The sequence below is a fragment of the Longimicrobium sp. genome (assembly GCA_036389795.1).
GTDB lineage: Bacteria > Gemmatimonadota > Gemmatimonadetes > Longimicrobiales > Longimicrobiaceae > Longimicrobium.
Window position 1 is genome coordinate 1 of sequence record DASVWD010000111.1, and the last position, 16,588, is coordinate 16,588.

Annotated in this window: 18 protein-coding genes; 13 read left to right on the plus strand and 5 right to left on the minus strand. The window is 70.8% G+C overall.

Translation table 11 applies throughout. From position 1 onward, the window contains the following. Positions 1–221: 221 nt before the first annotated feature. The gene (locus VF746_14815; GenBank protein ID HEX8693692.1) at positions 222–857 is read left to right on the plus strand and encodes a malonic semialdehyde reductase; all 636 of its coding nucleotides are present in this window, start codon (positions 222–224) and stop codon (positions 855–857) included. 178 nt (positions 858–1,035) lie between these two features. Here the strand turns inward: VF746_14815 and VF746_14820 are convergent, their stop codons facing one another. Genes VF746_14820 through VF746_14830 form a run of 3 tightly spaced genes read right to left on the minus strand, consistent with a single transcriptional unit; the run spans position 1,036 to position 2,367 of the window. Beyond that, on the minus strand, positions 1,036–1,533 hold the full coding sequence (locus VF746_14820) for a MaoC family dehydratase (protein ID HEX8693693.1): 498 nt from the start codon (positions 1,531–1,533) through the stop codon (positions 1,036–1,038). After that, a complete protein-coding gene (locus tag VF746_14825; protein ID HEX8693694.1) occupies positions 1,530–2,051 on the minus strand; it encodes a YbaK/EbsC family protein in 522 nt (173 codons plus the stop codon). Before VF746_14825 ends, VF746_14820 begins: the two co-directional genes overlap by 4 nt. A 13-nt stretch (positions 2,052–2,064) precedes the next feature. Then, on the minus strand, positions 2,065–2,367 hold the full coding sequence (locus VF746_14830; GenBank protein ID HEX8693695.1) for a metalloregulator ArsR/SmtB family transcription factor: 303 nt from the start codon (positions 2,365–2,367) through the stop codon (positions 2,065–2,067). Between the two features lie 96 nt (positions 2,368–2,463). Here VF746_14830 and VF746_14835 point away from each other — a divergent pair, with 96 nt between their 5' ends. Together VF746_14835 and VF746_14840 are read left to right on the plus strand one after the other, a co-directional pair. Beyond that, on the plus strand, positions 2,464–2,961 hold the full coding sequence (locus tag VF746_14835) for a RidA family protein (GenBank protein ID HEX8693696.1): 498 nt from the start codon (positions 2,464–2,466) through the stop codon (positions 2,959–2,961). Further along, complete coding sequence (locus tag VF746_14840) at positions 2,958–3,926, plus strand: quinone oxidoreductase (GenBank protein HEX8693697.1); 969 nt, start codon at positions 2,958–2,960, stop codon at positions 3,924–3,926. Before VF746_14835 ends, VF746_14840 begins: the two co-directional genes overlap by 4 nt. A gap of 175 nt (positions 3,927–4,101) precedes the next feature. Here VF746_14840 and VF746_14845 read toward each other — a convergent pair whose 3' ends face one another. Together VF746_14845 and VF746_14850 are read right to left on the minus strand one after the other, a co-directional pair. Next, positions 4,102–4,578, minus strand: a complete 477-nt coding sequence (locus VF746_14845; GenBank protein ID HEX8693698.1) for a DinB family protein — start codon at positions 4,576–4,578, stop codon at positions 4,102–4,104. 131 nt (positions 4,579–4,709) lie between these two features. Continuing rightward, entirely contained in the window at positions 4,710–5,321 is a 612-nt protein-coding gene (locus VF746_14850) for a M23 family metallopeptidase (protein ID HEX8693699.1), read from the minus strand. A 186-nt stretch (positions 5,322–5,507) separates the two neighbouring features. On the opposite strand from VF746_14850, the gene VF746_14855 reads away from it, so the two are divergent. From VF746_14855 to VF746_14900, 10 genes are all read left to right on the plus strand, one after another. After that, on the plus strand, positions 5,508–5,750 hold the full coding sequence (locus tag VF746_14855; GenBank protein ID HEX8693700.1) for an Arc family DNA-binding protein: 243 nt from the start codon (positions 5,508–5,510) through the stop codon (positions 5,748–5,750). Then, positions 5,747–6,148 carry a type II toxin-antitoxin system VapC family toxin gene (locus VF746_14860; GenBank protein HEX8693701.1) on the plus strand — a complete coding sequence of 134 codons (402 nt, stop codon included), beginning with the start codon at positions 5,747–5,749 and terminating at the stop codon, positions 6,146–6,148. The genes VF746_14855 and VF746_14860 overlap by 4 nt, the downstream gene beginning before the upstream one ends. 166 nt (positions 6,149–6,314) lie before the next feature. Beyond that, positions 6,315–6,809, plus strand: a complete 495-nt coding sequence (locus VF746_14865; protein HEX8693702.1) for a (2Fe-2S)-binding protein — start codon at positions 6,315–6,317, stop codon at positions 6,807–6,809. Between the two features lie 36 nt (positions 6,810–6,845). After that, positions 6,846–9,248 carry a xanthine dehydrogenase family protein molybdopterin-binding subunit gene (locus VF746_14870; protein ID HEX8693703.1) on the plus strand — a complete coding sequence of 801 codons (2,403 nt, stop codon included), beginning with the start codon at positions 6,846–6,848 and terminating at the stop codon, positions 9,246–9,248. A gap of 166 nt (positions 9,249–9,414) precedes the next feature. Next, the gene (locus VF746_14875; GenBank protein HEX8693704.1) at positions 9,415–10,296 is read left to right on the plus strand and encodes a xanthine dehydrogenase family protein subunit M; all 882 of its coding nucleotides are present in this window, start codon (positions 9,415–9,417) and stop codon (positions 10,294–10,296) included. Between the two features lie 309 nt (positions 10,297–10,605). Further along, the gene (locus VF746_14880) at positions 10,606–12,108 is read left to right on the plus strand and encodes an NCS1 family nucleobase:cation symporter-1 (GenBank protein HEX8693705.1); all 1,503 of its coding nucleotides are present in this window, start codon (positions 10,606–10,608) and stop codon (positions 12,106–12,108) included. Positions 12,109–12,280: 172 nt separating this feature from the next. Further along, positions 12,281–13,132 (plus strand): hypothetical protein, encoded by an 852-nt coding sequence (locus VF746_14885; GenBank protein HEX8693706.1) that lies wholly within the window; start codon positions 12,281–12,283, stop codon positions 13,130–13,132. 13 nt (positions 13,133–13,145) lie between these two features. Further along, complete coding sequence (locus VF746_14890) at positions 13,146–13,844, plus strand: methyltransferase domain-containing protein (protein HEX8693707.1); 699 nt, start codon at positions 13,146–13,148, stop codon at positions 13,842–13,844. Positions 13,845–13,896: 52 nt separating this feature from the next. Further along, positions 13,897–14,700: a cyclase family protein gene (locus tag VF746_14895; GenBank protein ID HEX8693708.1), complete on the plus strand. Its 804-nt coding sequence runs from the start codon at positions 13,897–13,899 to the stop codon at positions 14,698–14,700. An 87-nt stretch (positions 14,701–14,787) separates the two neighbouring features. Next, a complete protein-coding gene (locus VF746_14900) occupies positions 14,788–16,440 on the plus strand; it encodes a hypothetical protein (GenBank protein HEX8693709.1) in 1,653 nt (550 codons plus the stop codon). Positions 16,441–16,588 lie beyond the last annotated feature (148 nt).

The window sequence follows — 16,588 nt, forward strand, 5'->3', positions numbered from 1 at the left end:
CACAGGACCGGCATTCGCACGGATGACCGCAGGGCCGAAGAATCTTCTCACCCTGCCAGGTAGGTTGGGCGCGGTAGCGGCACGGATGCCTGCTCGCTTCATCCCCCGATAGCCAAGCTGTTTATCCGGATCTAGTATCACGCCTGGATCTTGCGCGCACGGACGCACTCCCGACGGCCGCTGCGAGAGGCCGTGGGGGGCGACGTGGATGCGGAGGGAAGATGAACACGCCTCTGGACGACCAGGCGCTCGACCAGCTGTTCCGCGAGGCGCGCACCTTCAGCGCGTGGCTGGACCGGCCGGTGGACGACGACACGCTCCGCCGGCTCTACGAGGTGGTGAAGTGGGGGCCGACCAGCGCCAACGCCGGCCCGGCGCGCTTCGTCTTCCTGCGCACGCGCGAGGCGAAGGAGAGGCTGCGCCCGGCGCTGTCGTCGGGGAACGTGGAGAAGACGATGACCGCGCCGGTCACGGTGATCGTCGCCTACGACCTGCTGTTCTACGAGAAGCTGCCGCGGCTCTTCCCGCACAACCCCGCCATGCGGAACCTGTACGCGGCCGCTCCGGAGCTGGTGGAGGTGACGGCGCGGCGCAACTCGTCGCTGCAGGGCGCCTACCTGGTCCTGGCCGCGCGCGCCCTGGGGCTCGACTGCGGGCCGATGTCGGGCTTCGACAACGCCAGGGTCGACGAGGAGTTCTTCGGCGCCGGGAGGGAGTGCGAGGGGTGCGACCAGGAGTTCTTCCCCGAGGGCCACGTCAAGTCGAACTTCCTCTGCAACCTGGGCTACGGCGACCGCGCGAAGCTCTTCCCCCGCCTCCCCCGTCTCTGGTTCGAGGAGGCGTGCACGCTGCTGTGAGGGGGATCGAATGAACGGCGTGGCCCTGGAGGGATGGAGCGGAGCCGGCATCCATGCCGCTACCGCGCCCAACCCACCTGCCAGGGTGAGAAGATTCTTCGGCCCTGCGACGATCCGTGCGGATGCCGGTCCCGTGCGGTCGGGCCTCAGAATGACGGCTAACGGCTAAACTCGCTGATCAACCGGATTCGGTATCGGCGGTGGAGGCGCCTTCATCGCGGCAGAGGAAGAAGTTCAGCGCCTCCGCGGTCATCACCGTCTCCCGGCGCTGGTTGAGCACCTCGACCCGCGAGCGCACGATGCCGCGGTCCGGCCGGGAGCGGGAGCGGCGGGCGGAGAGCACCCGCACCCGGATCCACAGCTGGTCGCCGGGGCGCACCGGGAGCGTCCAGCGCAGCTCGTCCACGCCGGGGGAGACCAGCGTGGCCACGCGCGAGAGGTAGTGGTCGGAGTACAGGCGCATCATCAGCGCGGCCGTGTGCCAGCCGCTGGCGATCAGCCCGCCGTACTCGCTGCGCGCGGCCGCCTCGGGGTCGGTGTGGAAGACCTGCGGGTCGAAGCGCCGCCCGAAGGCCAGCACCTCCGCCTCCTCCACCGCGATCGGGCCGAACTCGTGCTCGGCGCCCGGCCGGTAGTCCTCGAAGTACCGCTCCCCGGGCGGCACGGAGAAGCTCATCGGCCCCCCGCCTCCCTCGCGGCCGGCGGCGCCTCGCCGATGCGGGCCAGGCGGGGCGCCGCCAGCGCCCGGTAGTCGCGGGTGTCCAGGGCCAGCGAGCGGTCCAGCCGCGCGGCGTTGAAGTAGATCTCCCCCAGGTCGAAGAGCGCCGGGTCGGCGACGAGCTCCAGCTCCGGGTGGAAGGAGAAGGGGAGGATGGTGCCGCTGGCGCTCCCCGCCAGCCGCTCGGCGGTCTCGGCCCGGGCGAAGGAGGCGTAGGTGCCGCCGAGGAGCGCCCGGACGGCCTGCAGGTCCACCCGCGCGTCGCCGGGCACCACCGCCAGCACGTAGCGGGTCTCCTTCTTCCCCAGCTTCACCATCACCACCATGCACTTGGCGGCCTGCGACGGCGGGTGGCCGCGCAGCGCGCTGACGAGCTCGGTCCTTCCCTCGGGGGCGTGGTCGAGCGTCCGGTAGCGGGCCCCGTGCCGGTCCAGGAGCGCGATCAGCCGCGCGTAGGCGTCGTTCCCCGCTTCCATCCGCCCCCCTCCCTCAGATGCTCTCGACGATGGCGCGCTTCGCGTCGCGGATGCGGTCCTCGTCGCGCCGGTAGAAGGTCCACTGCTTGATGCGCTTCGGGCGGAGGAGCCCGGCCTGCACCAGGATGCGCAGGTGCTCGCTGGCGGTGGGCTGGCTCACGCCCAGCTTGTCGGCGATGAACACGCCGCAGACGCCGTCCTCCACCAGGTCGCCGTCGACCTGCGGGGGGAAGTGGGCCGTGGGGTCCTTGAGCCATTCCAGGATCTGCAGGCGTCGCTCGTTGTCGAGGGCCCGCAGCACGTCCATGATCGTCATATTGCCAATATGCTAATCGCCTATATATTCCGTCAAGCTCGCCGGGGGGCGGCTCTCGCCCCGGTCCGGGATCAACCCGAGGGAGGAGGTGGGGCCATGCCGGGGAGCGTGGAGGCGCGCCTGCGGGAGATGGGGATCGAACTGCCGGCCGCCGCGGCGCCGGTGGCCAACTTCGTGCCCTGCGTGCGGACGGGGAGCACCCTCTTCGTCTCCGGGCAGATCCCGTCGTGGAACGGGGAGATCCGGTACGTGGGCCGGGTGGGCGACGAGGTCGGGGTCGAGGAGGCGCGCCGGGCCGCCCGCCTCTGCGCGCTGAACGTGCTGGCGCAGGCGCAGGCGTTCCTGGGCGGGCTGGACGGCGTGACGAGGGTGTGCATGGTGCAGGGCTTCGTCAACGCCGTCCCCGGGTTCACCGACCACCCGGCGGTGGTCAACGGGGCGAGCGACCTCTTCGTGGAGGTGTTCGGCGAGGCCGGCCGGCACGCCCGCTTCGCGGTGGGCGCGGGGTCGCTCCCCTTCAACGTGGCCGTGGAGGTCGCCGCCGTGCTCGAGGTGGCCGGCGGGCCGATGGCGGAGGAAAGGCAGGGCTCATGAAGGCGATCCGGGTGCACGAGACCGGCGACGCCGGCGTGCTGCGGCTGGAGGAGGTGCCGGACCCCCGGCCCGGACCCGGCCAGGCGCTGGTCCGGGTGGAGGCGGCCGGCCTCAACTTCATCGAGGTCTACCAGCGCCGGGGCCTCTATCCGATGCCGCTGCCGTACACGCCGGGGAGCGAGGGGGCGGGGACGGTGGCCGCAGTGGGCGACGGGGTCACCGCGGTGCGCGTGGGCGAGCGCGTGGCGTCGGCGGGGCTGGAGGGCTCGTACGCGGAGCTCGCGCTGGCGCCGGCGGACCGCCTGGTGGCCCTCCCCGACGAGGTCGACACGCGCACCGGCGCCGCGGTGATGCTGCAGGGCCTCACCGCGCACTACCTGGCCGTGTCGACGTACCCCCTGGCGCCGGGCGACTGGTGCCTGGTGCACGCGGCCGCGGGGGGCGTGGGGCTCCTCCTCTGCCAGATCGCCGCCGCCCGGGGCGCGCGGGTGATCGCCACGGTGTCGACGCAGGAGAAGGCGGCGCTGGCCCGCGAGGCGGGGGCCCGGGAGGTGATCCTCTACACGGAGCAGGACTTCGTGGCCGAGGTGCGGCGGATCACCGCGGGGCGCGGCGTGCCGGTGGTGTACGACTCGGTGGGGAAGACGACGTTCGAGGGGAGCCTGGACTGCCTGGCGCCGCGCGGGATGCTGGTGCTCTTCGGCCAGTCGAGCGGCCCGGTGCCGCCGCTGGACCCGCAGGTGCTGGCCCGCAGGGGCTCGCTCTTCCTCACCCGGCCCGTGCTGGGCCACTACACCGCCAGCCGCGAGGAGCTGCTCTCCCGGGCCTCCGACCTGCTGGGCCGGGTCGGCGAAGGCGCCCTCCGGGTCCGCGTGGACCGCTCCTACCCCCTGGCCGAAGCGGCGGCCGCGCACCGCGCGCTCGAGGGCCGCGAGACGACGGGCAAGGTGCTCCTGATCCCGTGAGGGTCCGAGCCTCGCCGGGAGTTGGAATGCCCGCGTTCCAGGAGGAACGTCATTCTGAAGGCGCCGCTGCACCGAAACCGCGTCCGCGCCTGAAGAATCTACTTTGCCTTGCTGGTGGCCGGCTCTTTTTCCGGGATGCGGCCTCTCCCTCGCCGTGCAGAAGCGTAGCCGGGTTTCAGTCGCGGCGGGTGGCGGCGGGCGCGCCGCGCACGAAGGCGATGTAGTCGGTCGCCAGCGGCTCGGCGCCGGCGCGGCGGAGCAGGAGCGCCACCTGGCCGCGGTGGTAGGCGCCGTGCATGGCCGCGTGCAGCAGGATGTCGTCGATGCGCGAGCGGAACTCGTCGCCCGCGCTGTTGCGGTACGCCACCTCGCGCGCCAGGCCGCCCATGCCCGCCTCCTCCAGCAGCGCGTCGAAGCCGTCCGCGTTCTCGCGGGCGAGCGCCGCGCACTCGTCCAGGGTGAGCGTGGGCCAGATCGCCACCGTCGCGGGCCGCTCGCGGAGGCGAGACAGCCAGGTGTGCTCGGCGCCCAGCACGTGCGCGTAGATCCGCAGCGCGTCGTCCGGCGGCCCGGGCGCGCCGCGCAGCGCCTCCAGCACGCGCCTGTCCGCCCAGCGCAGGTGCGCGTAGAGGCGGCGCATCTCCTCGATCATCCCGGTCCTCCAGGGTCACGTCACGGGCGGCTGAAGCCGCGGCAACCACCGCGGGAAGCCTCGCAAACCGCGCGAGGCCGTGGGGTCGGCTCACGGCGTGGTGGGATGATGAGGCTCGGGATGCCGGTCCGTCAACGCCGCCGGTCGGGCGGTGGCGCGTCGCCGGCGCCGCGGAGGAGGGGGTAGGGGTTGAGGTCGCGGCCGCGCCACCAGCGGTTGGGGTCGTCGACGGTGAAGACGGCGAAGTGCAGGTGCGGGCTCCCCGACACGTTCCCCGTCTGGCCGACGTAGCCGATCACGTCGCCCTGGCGCACCAGGTCGCCCTCCCTGAGCCCCGCCCGGTAGCCGTTCAGGTGCGCGTAGTAGTAGATGGTGCGCCCGTCCAGGTCGCGCTCGTAGACGGCGATCCCGCCCGCCCCACCGGAGTCGCGCTTCACGACGATGCCCGCGGCGGCCGCGAGCACGGGCGTGCCGCGCGCCGCGAAGATGTCGACGCCCTTGTGCGCGCGCCCGCCGGAGCGCGCGGCGCCGTAGCTGTCCCGCAGCTCCGCCGCGCGCACCCCCGCCACCGGGATCACCAGCCGCGGCGACGGCTCCACGCGCCCCACGCTCTCCCGCGGCGGAAAGGCGATCACCAGCGCCCTCCCCGTCACGGCGAGGTACACGGCGAGCCCCAGCAGCAGGGCCGCCTCCCCCAGCGCGACCGAGATCGCCACCTGACGAAGCGACGGACGTCGAAGCAAGCCGTTCTCCCGATCGAAGGCGAATTCGACCATCGAACGCGCAGAAAGCGGACCGGTACGGGAGGAATCCCTTGGCCCGGAATTCACGGGCAGCTGGATCGACGGCGACCGCGCACACTGGTTGCGGAGCTTTTACCCCCAGCATAGATTCCATTCCGGTTCCACTATGCAACCAGGAGGTACGGAATGCCGAGCCTGACTATCAAGAGCATCCCTGAAGATCTGCTGAACCGGCTGAGGCAGAGCGCGGCGGCACACCGGCGCAGTCTCAACAGCGAAGTGCTGGTGCGCCTCGAAAGCTCCGTGGGCAGTACGCGGCTCGATCCCGACGCTTTTCTCGCCCGCATCGATGCCCTTCGGGAAAGCGTCAACATGAAGCCGATCTCCGACGAGTTCTTGGAGCAGGCGAAGCGCGAGGGCCGCCCGTGATCGTCGCCGACACGAACCTGATCGCGTACCTGCTGCTGCCCGGACCGCAAACTCTCCGTGCGCGCGCAGTCTTCCAGAAGGATCCGCTCTGGGCGGCTCCCCTCCTCTGGCGAAGCGAGTTCCGCAACGTGCTGGCGCTGGCGATGCGACTGCAGGGAATGGTGCTCTCGGATGCGCTCAGGTTCATGCAGGAAGCCGAAAAGCTTTTGGACAAACAGGAATTTACGGTGGCGTCCGCGCCCGTATTGAACCTGGCGCAACGGTCGGGCTGCGCGGCGTACGATTGCGAGTTCGTTCACCTCGCCCAGGAGCTTGGCGTGCCGCTGGTCACTGCCGATCAGAAGGTACTGCGGGCGTTTCCCGGTACGGCCGTGTCTCTCGAAGACTTCGTGAAGTAAGAGATCGCCCCTGCATCCGATCGCCCGCCGTCCCCTTGCCCCGCCGCGGGCCGTCACCTATCTGTTTGTAGCGATTTTCCAGCCCCCGCATCCATCGGCGGTCGCAAGCCTCCTCGCGACGGCTCCGGCGGGAGTTCTTCCGTTCCCCATCCCCGTGGAGCCGTCCTTGTCCGGACCCGTGGAGATCAGCGTCACCGTCAACGGCGCATCGTATCGGCGGGCCGTCGAGCCGCGCCTGCTGCTGAGCGACTTCCTGCGCCAGGACCTCGGCCTCACCGGCACGCACGTCGGCTGCGAGCACGGCGTCTGCGGCGCGTGCACGGTGCTGATGGACGGCGAGTCGGTGCGCTCGTGCCTGGTCCTGGCCGTGCAGGCCGACGGGCATGACCTCACCACCGTCGAGGGGCTGGCGCCCGACGGCGAGCGGATGCACCCGCTCCAGGAGGCGTTCCGCGACACGCACGCGCTGCAGTGCGGCTTCTGCACGCCGGGGTTCCTGATGAGCCTGGTCCCCTTCCTCCGCGACCACCCGCACCCCACGGAAGTCGAGATCCGCGAGGCGCTCTCCGGCAACCTCTGCCGCTGCACCGGCTACCAGAACATCGTCCGCGCGGTGCAGCTGGCCGCCGAGCGCGCCTCCGCCTCCGCCCCCGCCGCCTGAGCGATGTCCCATTCCCCAGAAGCCGATCCGCACGGCGTGAGCAGGGCCTACGTCGGCCAGGGCGTCCTGCGCAACGAGGACCGGCGCCTCCTCACCGGGCACGCGCTCTTCGTGGACGACGTGCAGCTGGAGGGGATGCTGCACGTGGCGTTCGTGCGCAGCGTGCACGCCCACGCCCGCCTGCGCGGGATCGACGTCTCGGCCGCGCTCGCCCGCCCGGGCGTGGCCGCCGTCTATACGGCCGCGGACCTGGGCGACTACTGGAAGCCGGGCCCGCTCCTGGTCCCCCCGCCGCCGGTGGAGGGCCTCGTCTTCAACCAGGCCTCGCAGGTGCCGCTGGCGAAGGAGAAGGTGCGCCACGCCGGCGAGCCCGTGGCGATGGTGGTCGCCGAGAGCCGCTACCTGGCCGAGGACGCGGCGGCCGAGATCTTCGTCGACTACGAGCCGCTGGACGTGGTGAGCGACCTGGAGGCCGCGCTGGCGCCGGGGGCGCCGCTCATCCACGAGCAGTTCGGGAGCAACCTGTCGGCGTTCGTACCCCAGACGCACGGCGACTACGAGGCGGCGAAGGCGAACGCCGACCTGGTGATCAGCCGCCGCTTCCACTACGACCGCGGCGCGGCGTGCGCGCTGGAGAACCGCGTGGTGGCGGCGCGCTGGGACCCGCGCGCCGAGGAGCTCACCGTCTGGGACACCACGCAGGCGCCGATCCCGATCCGCAACGGGCTGGCGCGGATGCTGGGCCTCGGCGAGAGCCAGGTGCGCGTGGTGGCGCCGTTCGTGGGCGGCGGCTTCGGGCCCAAGATCATGATGTTCTACCCCGAGGAGGTGCTGGTCCCCTGGGCGGCGATGCGGCTGGGCCGCCCGGTGAAGTGGACCGAGGACCGCCAGGAGAACTTCTACGCCACCACGCAGGAACGGGGGCAGGTGCACGACGCGGAGATGGCGCTCACGCGCGACGGGCGGATCGTGGGCGTGCGCGACCGCTTCCTGCACGACACCGGCGCGTACGACCCGTACGGGCTCACGGTGCCGATCAACTCGCAGTGCACGCTGCTGGGCCCGTACGACGTGCCCAACTACGACAGCGAGTTCCGCGCGGTGTTCACCAACCGCACCACGGTGACGCCGGTGCGCGGGGCGGGGCGCCAGCACGGCGTGTTCGTGATGGAGCGCCTGCTCGACATCGCCGCGCGCGAGCTGGGGATCGACCCCGCCGAGATCCGGCGGCGCAACTACATCCGCCACGACGACTTCCCCCACCAGTGGCGGATCCTCTTCCAGGACTTCGCCCCGCTCTACTACGACAGCGGCAACTACCTCCCCGCGCTGGAGACGGCGCTGGAGATGGTCGACTACGCGGCTTTTCGCGAGGAGCAGCGGCGCGCGCGCGAGGCCGGGCGGCGGCTGGGGCTGGGCGTGGTGAGCTACGTGGAGGGGACGGGGATCGGGCCGTACGAGGGCGCGCGGGTGACCATCGAGCCCAGCGGCCGGGTGCGCGTGGCCACGGGGCTGGGGACGCAGGGGCAGGGGCACTACACGGCGTTCGCGCAGATCGTGGCCGAGGTGCTGGACGTGGACGTGGCGCACGTGGGCGTGGTGACGGGCGACACGCGCGAGTTCGGCTGGGGGACGGGGACGTTCGCCAGCCGCGGGGCCGTGGTCGCCGGGAGCGCCTGCCACGCGGCGGCCACGGCGGTGCGCGCCAAGGTGGTGGGGGTGGCCAGCCGCGTCTTCCGGGTGGACGAGGAGGAGGTCGAGGTGGCGGGCGGGCGGGTGCGGCCGCGCGGCGACCCGGGGCGGGAGATGACGCTCGGCGAGCTGTCGGCGTACGCCAACCCGCTGCGCGGCGCGGTGGCGCCGGGGACGGAGCCGGGGCTGGAGGCCACGGCCTACTTCGGGCCCGACCACGGGAGCACGGCGAGCGGGGTGCACGCGATCGTGGTCGAGGTGGACCCCGAGACGGCGCTGGTGAAGGTGGTGCGCTACGTGGTGGTGCACGACTGCGGGCGGCTGATCAACCCGGTGATCGTGGAGGGGCAGGTGCAGGGGGGCGTGGCGCACGGGATCGGCAACGCCTTCTACGAAAAGCTGCACTACGACGAGAACGGGCAGCTGCTGAACGCCTCGTTCATGGACTACCTGCTGCCGACGGCGCTGGACGTGCCCGAGGTGCGGATGGCGCACCGCGAGACGCCGGCGCCGATGAACCCGCTGGGGCTCAAGGGGGTGGGCGAGGCGGGGTGCATCCCCACCGGCGCGGCGTTCGCGCAGGCGCTGGAGGACGCGCTGCCGGAGTACGCGCTGGAGATCCGCGAGATCCCGCTCTCCCCGGGGCGCCTCTTCGAGCTGCTGGAGGAGGCGCGCGGGCGGGGGCTGGCGGCGGAGACTCCGGTCCCGGCCGCGCAGGCGGCCCCGGCGCCGGAGGTGGGGCGATGAGACCGGCCCGAATTCGTAGGGTCGAGGCATGCCTCGACCGGCGGGGGCCAGCCCGGGCGCGGCAGGCGGCCTCCTGCGCCGATGCCGCCTGTGCTCGGACTCGCATGCTCGCCCCTACGAGACACAACGCGTTGAGAAGTCGTGACCCGATCCTCGGGTGGCGCCGATGAAGCCCGCGCCGTTCGAGTACCACCGGCCCGACAGCGTGGAGGAGGCGCTGGGGCTGCTGGCGAGCCACGGCTGGGACGCCAAGGTGCTGGCCGGCGGGCAGAGCCTGGTGCCGGCGATGAACTTCCGCCTGGCGCAGCCGGCGGTGCTGGTGGACCTGAACCGCATCCCGGGCCTCGACCACATCGCCGAGCGCGACGGGGCGCTGCGCATCGGGACCATGGCCCGGCAGCGCGCGGCGGAGCGGAGCGAGCTGGTGGCGCTCCGGGCGCCGCTCCTGGCCGAGGCGCTTCCGTTCGTGGCCCACCCGCAGGTGCGCAACCGGGGGACGGTGGGCGGGAGCATCGCGCACGCGGACCCGGCCGCCGAGCTCCCGGCGGTGATGCTGGCGCTGGGGGCGCGCTTCCACCTGGCGGGGCCGGGCGGCGCGCGCGCGGTGGAGGCGGACCGCTTCTTCACCGGGCTCTTCAGCACGGCGCTGGAGCCGGAGGAGATGCTGCTGGAGGTGGAGGTCCCCGCGCGCGGCCCGGCCCAGGGGTGGGCGTTCGACGAGATCTCGCGGCGCCACGGCGACTTCGCGCTGGCGGGGCTGGCGGCGTGGGTGGCGCTGGGCCAGGACGGGCGCTGCTCGGGGGCGCGCATCGCGCTGCTGGGGGTGGGGAGCGGGCCGGTGCTGGCGCGCGGCGCGGCGGAGGCGCTGGTGGCGCGCGACGCGACCGACGAGGGGATCCGCGCGGCCGCCGAGGCGGCCGCGGCGGAGATCGAGCCGCCGTCGGACATCCACGCGTCGGCGGCGTACCGGCGGCGGCTGGTGGAGGTGCTGGTGCGCCGCACGCTGCCCAGGGCGTTCGCGCGGGCGCGGATGGGGTCCCCCGGTTGAAGGTCCCCCGGTTGAAACCGGGGGCTACAACGGCACAAAGTCCGCCTGCGCGGACTGCTCGCCGGGGCTCGCTCGACCGGGAGATCCGGCTCCGCGCGCGACGAGACCCGCGTGAGGGATGCGCGCCCGGAGGGCCGGGACGACGCCGCCACAGGGGTATCGTGGCGGTGGCGGCCCGGCGCCGTTGGCCTGCGTTGTTTGCAGGCCTACGGCGCGCGCAGCCCGGCCCGGAGCGCAGCGGAGGGACACGCCCAAACCCGTTGTTGCCGTTCAGCAGTTCGATAACCGTCCTCACCGCCGAGCGTGCCGATGACGCGATCCGCCGATGCCGGGATGGTGGAGCTGGCGGGCGAGCTGCCGCCGGGGCCCCTGGTCAACGAGGACCTGGCGCCCACGCCGCTGCACGCGCGCACCTGGAACCTGTGGCACATCGCCTCGCTGTGGGTGGGGATGAGCGTCTGCATCCCCACCTACATGCTGGCCGCCAGCATGGTGCAGGCGGGGATGCGCTGGTGGCAGGCGCTCCTGGCCGTGCTGCTGGGCAACGCCGTGGTCTGGATCCCCCTGGTCATCAACGCGCACGCGGGGACGAAGTACGGCATCCCCTTCCCCGTGTACGCGCGCGCCTCCTTCGGCACGCGCGGCGCGCACATCCCCGCCCTGCTGCGCGCGGTGGTGGCGTGCGGCTGGTTCGGCATCCAGACCTGGGTGGGCGGGATGGCCATCGACGTGCTGCTGGGCATCCTCTGGCCGGGGTGGAGCGAGCTGGGCGGGGGCGCGCGCTTCATGGGGTACGGGCTGCCGCAGTACCTCTCGTTCCTGGCCTTCTGGCTGATCAACATCTGGTTCGTGTGGAAGGGCACCGAGAGCATCAAGTGGCTGGAGACGCTCTCGGCGCCGCTGCTGATCGCGGCGGGGCTGGCGCTGCTCTGGTGGGCGGCGGCGCGCGTGGGCGGCATCGGCACGATGCTGCGCGGGGCGGACGCATTGACGCAGGACCGGGCGGTGCCGGCGGGGGCGTTCCTGGCCGGCGTCTTCCTGCCGTGGGTGACGGCGATGGTGGGGTACTGGGCCACGCTCTCGCTCAACATCCCCGACTTCTCCCGCTACGCGAAGAGCCAGAAGGACCAGGCGGTGGGCCAGGCGCTGGGGCTGCTCACCACGATGCCGCTGTTCGCCTTCATCGGGGTGGCGGTCACCAGCGCCACGGTGATCCTCTACGGCCAGGCGATCTGGAACCCGGTGGACCTGGTGGCCCGCATCGCCCGCGAGCAGGACAGCCCGCTCCTGGGCCTGGTGGCGATGGTGGTGCTCGCGGTGGCGACGCTGACCACGAACATCGCGGCGAACGTGGTGGGCCCCGCCTTCACCCTGGCCAACCTGGCGCCGCGGCGGATCTCCTTCCGCACGGGCGGGCTGATCGCGGGGGTGGTCGGCATCCTGATCTTCCCCTGGAAGCTGCTGGACATGTACCAGGGGTGGCTGATCAGCTACTCGGGGCTGCTGGGCGCGGTGGGCGGGGTGATCCTCTGCGACTACCTGCTGGTGCGGCGCCGGCGCCTGGACCTGGCCGAGCTCTACCGCGAGGACGGCGCCTACGCGTACGCGAACGGGGTGAACCCGCGGGCGGTGGCCGCGCTCGCGGCGGGCGTGCTGGTGGCGCTGGCGGGGCGGCTGCACCCGTCGCTGCGCTTCCTCTTCGACGGCGCCTGGTTCTCGGCGACGCTGGTCTCCTTCGCCGTGTACGCCGCGCTGATGCGGGCGGCCCCGGCGGGCGAGGTGCGGCTCACCCCGGCCGCTCCCGAGGCGTGACGCGGGTCCGCGACGGTTCCGGCCGCTGGCGGGCGAGCGCCGTTCCGGCACGGTGATCCGTCTTTCCCGGTTCCGCCGGAAGTCCGCGGATCGCTCCAGCAGTCCGTTCGGTATGGATCTCGAAGCCGAGGGTGCGGCTCGACCACCTGTTCCGCAGCGCGGAGGAGGACGGATGGCGGAGACGGCCACCGCCGGGCCCCGGCGGCGAAAGCTCGCCGGCATCCTCGCCGGTGCCATGGCGATCGCCATCGCGGCGTACGTTGTCTACCCGAGACTCGTGAAGCGGGACTCCGCTCTCGTCGCCAGGATTTCCGGGATGCGCACGATCGAGGCGAACGGCGCGCTGCTCGGCTCGTTCGGGCGCCGGATCGATATTCCCCGGAACACTCCGCTCCGGGACCTGAAAAAGCACGAGCAGCACATCTACCGCAGGATGAGCTCGCCCTGGCCCTGGCAGAGCGTGAAGCCGTACAAGGTACAGGAGTACACGATCTCCAGGACCGATTCGGTGCGGCTCGAGCGGCTGGGGGTGCGCTTCGACTCCGCTTCCGGCGCGCAGGCAGCCGGCGGGGACCAGTCGGCTGCGGGCTACCGCATCGTCATTCTCGAGATCGACAACCCCGACGGCCTGGTCGACGAGATCAACGACAGCCTGGCCAGGGCTTCCAGGCTGGTGCGGCGCCTGAGCCGCGGCGATCCCGAATACCGGATCGTGACGGCCGTCGGCGTGCTGTTCGACCACAGGGCGGAGGTGGTCTCGCGCAGAGAGCTGGATGCGCGGCTGCTGGAGCTGGCGATCAAGGGCTCTTCCGCGGACCGGAGCACGGTCGGCATCGCGGACGGCGCGATCGTCGGCTACCGGTATGCACGGATCTGCTGGAACGCGGACGGCGAGGTGCAGGAGCTGGTGACCGACGAGCAGGGGACCGACACGTGTCCTCCCGGGTCGCTGCCGACGCGTGCGTCTCCCGGCGCGGCGAGCTCCGGCCGGCCGTCGGCGGCGGGAACAGGCAAGGGGCCTTGACCCCGCGATGAGCATGAGCCGACCCGACGCGCGCCGGGCGCTGCGATCGCTGCGGGAGGCCGCCCGCGGGCTCTACCTGCGGCTGCTGCCGCGCCCGGACCACCGGGAGGTCTTCTCGCGCATCTACCGGAGCAACGAGTGGGGCGACCCGGAGTCGGTGTCGGGGCCGGGCTCCACCCGCGCGCGCGGCGAGGACTTCCGCGACGACCTGGCGGAGCTGCTGGAGCGGATCGGCGCGCGCGTGCTGCTCGACGCGCCCTGCGGCGACTTCAACTGGATCGAGCCGGTCGCCGACCGCATGGAGCGCTACGTGGGCGTGGACGTGGTGCCGGAGCTGGTCGAGAAGAACCAGGAGCTCCACGGCGGCGGGCGCCGGAGCTTCGCCTGCGCGGACCTGACGCGCGACCCGCTCCCCAGGGCCGACGTCGTCCTCTGCCGCGACTGCCTGGTGCACTTCTCGTTCGCCGACATCCGGGCGGCGCTCGGCAACTTCCGGGAGAGCGGCAGCACGTACCTGCTCACCACCACCTTCCTGGACACCCGGCGCAACCTGGACATCCGCACGGGCGGGTGGCGCGAGCTGAACCTGGAGGAGGCCCCTTTTCGCTTCCCGCCGCCGCTGGCCCTGGTGGACGAGAAGTGCACGCACTCGGGCGGCCGCTACCGCTCCAAGCGCCTGGCCCTCTGGCGCATCGACTCGCTCCCGCTATAGTGTGGCCCGTCCGGCGCGAGACCGTGAATCACCCCAGCCCATCCGGAGACCGATGCGGATCTACGACCTGTCCCAGCCGCTGAACGAGCAGGCGCCGTTCTGGCCGTACTACCCGCCCTTCGAGGTGAAGTACATCAAGCGCAAGGCCGAGCACGGCGTGAACGCGCAGTACATCATGACCTCGAACCACATGGGCACGCACCTGGACGCGCCGCGGCACTTCCAGACCAGGGGGCTCACCATCGACCAGATCCCGCTGAACTGGCTGTGCGGCCCCGGGGTGATCGTGGACCTCACCGAGGAGATGGACGAGCTGGCGGTCTACACTCCGAAGATGATCGAGGACCGGGTGGAGGTGCGCAAAGGGGACATCGTGATCCTGCACACCGGCTGGCACCGCTACGCGCAGTGGGGCGACGAGGCCGACGAGGAGAAGTACATCCACCTGCACCCGGGGGCGCACCCCGACATGGTGCCGTGGCTGCTGGAGAAGGAGGTGCACATCTGGGGCGTGGACGCGGTGTCGACGGACCACCCGATGGACCTGCCGATCGGCCGCTTCCTGGGGAAGGGGATGCACGGCCACTGCGACCGGGTGCGGGCGAAGGCGGAGGCCAAGTTCGGCGGGCCCGAGGCGGTGGCGCGGCTCTTCCCCGACGAGGACTACCAGCTCACGCACAACAAGCTGTTCCCGCACAACTGCGTGCACATCGAGAACCTGGGCGGCGAGATCAGCGCCCCCGAGCTGCAGAACCGGCGGCTGATCATCGGCTGCTTCCCCTGGAAGTTCCAGGGCGGCGAGGCGGCCTTCGCGCGCACCGTGGCGTTCGACGGGGAGTGGCCGAAGGAGGTGTGAGGGAATGTGGGGAACAAACCGGTACTTCGGGATGCCAACGGAGGTGGGTAGGCGCTGCACCCAGTTGATCTCGACCCTCGAGGTCCAATGCTCGACCGGGACGCTCTGATCGAACTCGAAAGGAGTTCTGTTCGCCGACAAGCAGCCGCGCTCGGCCTCACCTATGAAGCTCTTGTTCAGCAACTAGCCGATGCCCGGCTGTCGGACATCGCTGAGTTGCGGCATCGGCTTATCGAGTTTGGAGGCGATGCGGAGATCGAAGCCCAACACTTCGGCGATGTAGCAACCCGTCTGGAAGCTGAGCCCGAGTATGTGATCGAAGAGCGACATGACGTCGCGCAGGGCTTGCTGGAACACGCACTCTCAGACCTCCGGGAGTGGCTGCCCCGTTGTCCTGATGCGATGGCCATGATCCGGCACGACCTATTGGAAGGTTGCATTGCCTCTGACAAGGCGGATGGTAGCCTCGAGTGGCTATCGGATTGTGTGCTGAGCCGCCTGCACAACATCCAGGTGTTCGTGCCGTACATGGGCGGGTATAATGCTGGCATTACCTCGGATGCCAACCTGAACGTGGTTGTAGTACACCACGGCATCCACGATCTGCTGTACGCATCTCTACATCAGGTTGTCGGGTTCGCCACAGAAACCACCGAACAACGAGCCATCGGCATCCGGCGGCTGCGCGGCGCTCCCGACGATCTTGCCGCCTGTCTCAAGGCTCTAAGAAGCATTCGAGACATGGCCTGCGGCAGGCAACTCAGGGCCCTGGCTCTCGACTTCACGTTATCAACGGAGCAGATGCACCTCCTGCACCTGCTCCTCAGAGGCGCGGTGGACTTCATTCTATTTCACGAGTTTGCTCATGTGATCGGCATGATGTTCGAGAATCCTCATTTTACTGAACTCGCCTGTGATGAATTTGCGGCCCGAGTCATCGTTGGAACGGGAGACGAGGCGCGCGTTTGCGGAATGGTGGCTGCTCTCCACCTCACGCAGGGTCTGCTGCATTTCGAAAGAAGAGGTCACCGCTCTACCACTCACCCAGCAATCTCCACACGGATAAAGCACATAGCTGTGATTTTGGACGAGAAAAACGCCAATCTCAGCAACGCGTTCGACGCCCTTCTTGATGCTCCCACCAGGCTTATGGAAGAGGAGGTGTTCCAAGTGGAGACGACGGAGATCGTCAGGCGCGAGTTGATCCGGGCCCTTGAAACTGCAACCGATCTGGGGCTCGACGCAGACGACGCTGTACGCATTGGTGCTGCCATCAGCGACGCCGCGATCACGCTACCCGATATTTTCGAAGACGCGCTCGTGTCGATCCAGGTTCGTGGAGAAGAGCGTTTCCGAGTGATTCGATTCGACATTGCCGCGGCGCTCAGCGCGGCTGCGAGTGCAGCCGGAGGTGTAATCAGCGGTGGCGGCGGCTGGGCCATCGGCGCGGCAGTGCTTGCGTGCATCACGGCGCTAAACGGTGTGGCGCGGCCCCTGAGCCCCACGGAGGGCGTGGTACTGCTCGTACTGCACGAGAGTCCGTCACGCTCGGCGACACGGGACGAAATCGCGGCCGCAGTTGCGCGACAGACCAGAGGAGTCCCGGGCAGTGATCCAGCTGCCCTCCCGGCCGCACTTCAGTCGCTGCAGGCGCTCGGATGTATCCGTGAGTCGAACGCAACCTTCACCTTGGCCGACCGTGTTCTGGTGTGGTATAGGAACAGAACACCGTCCCTATAGCGTGTCTGCGTTTGAGTTCGGAAGCGAGGTCGCTGAAGTTCCAGAACCCGTGGCTGATCAACGGCTTCCCCTACGAAGTTCCGGGGCGGCCGGGCGGCCTTCGCGCGCACCATGGCGTGCGACGGCGAGTGGCCGACGGGCCCATGAC